2 protein-coding genes are annotated in these 2365 nt (G+C 33.7%); one reads left to right on the top strand and one right to left on the bottom strand.

Annotated elements, in window-relative coordinates; genetic code table 11:
* The first annotated feature begins 213 nt into the window (after window positions 1-213).
* A complete protein-coding gene (locus tag EKM02_RS14655; protein WP_126456422.1) occupies window positions 214-1308 on the top strand; it encodes a hypothetical protein in 1095 nt (364 codons plus the stop codon).
* Between the two features lie 223 nt (window positions 1309-1531).
* On the opposite strand, the gene EKM02_RS14650 is transcribed toward EKM02_RS14655, so the two are convergent.
* The coding region (locus EKM02_RS14650; protein WP_126456420.1) for a transposase at window positions 1532-2365 on the bottom strand (834 nt) is incomplete at its 5' end.

Genomic DNA, 2365 nt, shown 5'->3' with positions numbered 1-2365 from the left:
TTATCTTCGTAAGATAATCAAAATCTACAATGGTGCTACCGAAGGTTTAGTTCAACACACGCTACAAGCAATTTGGGTATTAGGCATAATTTGAAATTGGTTTTGTATTTGAAAGATTTGGCAAATCCGAAGAATGGGCTTAATTTAGTCCCAAACTGCTTGTAGCGCGGGAACGTTGGCAGACATATTCCCCGAAAAACCGCAAAAAAATAAATGGAAGAAAAATTAAAAATTTACGAGAAAACTATTAAAAAGAAACATAGTTTTAATTGGACACCGAATTATAAAGAAGAAGTTAGAACTTCTCTTAATAAAACTGTTTTTATTCCAATTGCTGAAAAAACATTTCAAAAATTAGACTGGGATATTGTTTTCAAAGATGAAAATAAGATAGAAGCAAAACGTAAAGAAAAAGCATTAGGAATTGAACAATGGACCGAAATAATTACAGCTACTTATAATTTTGGTAGTTTAGAAGTGAAAAGTGAATCTTTAGGAAATGAAATGTGGGATAATGGCAGAAACTCAAAAAGAGTAAAATTATTTATACACGCTTTAAAAGAAACCGAAAACGAATTTGACCGAAACGCTTTAAATCAACTTGAAAAGGAGACTGAAAAGAAAAATAATTGGGATGATTATGTAATTCCTGAAATATTACCTAAACCTTTAGAATCTAAAAAACCAAATTTTTTAATTCCAACCATTGGAGGAATAATAACTTCACTAATTCTTGGGTTTGTAATAGCAGAAGTTTCAATTCGCGGAATATACTTTATTGGTTTGTTTGAATTTTTGGTTGGTATAGCAATTGCTTTTGCATTAAAACTATTGATAAAAACATCAAATTTTACTGATTTTCAAAAATTAAATTTTTTATTGATTGCAATGATAATTATTACATATTTATCTAATCAATATTTTCAATATGAAATTATTTTAAGAGAAAACAACTATGATAGAATTGGTTTTCTTGAGTTTATGAAAATTAGATTTACTGAAGGACTAACAATCAAAACATTAAATACAGGTTGGATTGGATTAATTATAAGTTGGATTCTTCAATTAGGTTTAACATATGCTATTGCCTATTTGAGATTAGTTTCAACTATAACTTCTTACCAATTGGAAAGAATACCAACAGAAGTTTTAGATTATTCTTATTATCAATTTGTAAAAGGAAAATCTGAACAAGAAGTTAGAATTGAATTAGCAAATAAAGGTTGGACAGAAATCGAAAATCAAAATGAGGTTTTTGAGGCAATCCAAGCAGTATATGGACAAATTGAATTGAATAGAATCAAATAAAATACGTCTGCCAACAGCTAGGGATTCGTTGCGTGCGCAGCACGAACAATGAAACCCGGGTTGAACGGAACCGATTGTACGTCCGTTAATACTATGGAGTTGTCGTAAAGTTTTTAGAGAGAATTACAAGAGGCAAGCGAGCCTCTTTTTTTGTAGCGTGGTTTTAGTTTGGTTTTTTTCGTGTTTTCCTTCACTTTTGAACACAAGTTCCCTTACCCATAATTTAGCTTTTACAAGGAATGGTGTTTTGGCTACCGCCAAGATACCAAGCAGGTGGACCACGCTGGTCAAAGACTGCTATTCGGTGTAAATTTCCTGTTTTACAACACGGACACTTGGGTAAAAAGGGCTTCTTTTCTACTTTTTCTAAAACTTTTACCCTAAGTTTTTCCTGTAAAAGTTTCAGCTTTTGTCGCTTCCAAGTGCTGCTCAAAAAACCATAATGCCTTATTTTTACAAAACGTTTGGGCAAAATATGCAATGAAAATCGGCGAATAAACTCTTTGTGCGTGAGTGTCATCAACTTTTTGGCTCCAGCCACTCGGTAATCCTTGTACTCAAAAGTCACGTTTTCATTGTCTATACTTTTGATTCTTTGATTGCTAATGGCGATTTTGTGAGTGTATCTTCCCAAATATTCCACCACTGATTTTGGACTTCCAAAAGGTTTCTTAGCAAATACAACCCAAGGCTTACGCCATAAATCCCGCCGGATTTGTTCGTATTGGATAGGTAATTTTGCTTTGAGTTTGGCGCAATATTTAGCCCTAAAGACTTTCGATAATGCCTTGACAGGAAACAAGAATTTACCATCGGTTCTGCTATTTTGCCACTGTCCGTTTTTATTCACGCCACCACCGGGAACAATGCAATGCAGGTGTGGATGCACACTCAATTGCTGTCCCCAAGTGTGCAAAACCGCTATCATTCCCATTTGCATTTCCTTGGCTTTGCCAAAAGTTTGAAGCGTTTCCCAAGTAGCTTCAAACAAAGTATCGTACACTATTTTAGGTTGATATATTGCTAGAGAATTAATACTATCGGGCAAGGTAAAAAC

Origin of the sequence: Flavobacterium sp. RSP49, assembly GCF_003968735.1 — a bacterium.
GTDB lineage: Bacteria > Bacteroidota > Bacteroidia > Flavobacteriales > Flavobacteriaceae > Flavobacterium.
Note: the sequence above shows the minus strand (reverse complement) of the source record. Positions and strands in the feature narration are given on the sequence as shown.

Coding starts and splice junctions, on each gene's coding strand:
- EKM02_RS14655 (WP_126456422.1), top strand. CDS start 214: ATGGAAGAAAAATTAAAAATTTACGAGAAAACTATTAAAAAGAAACAT.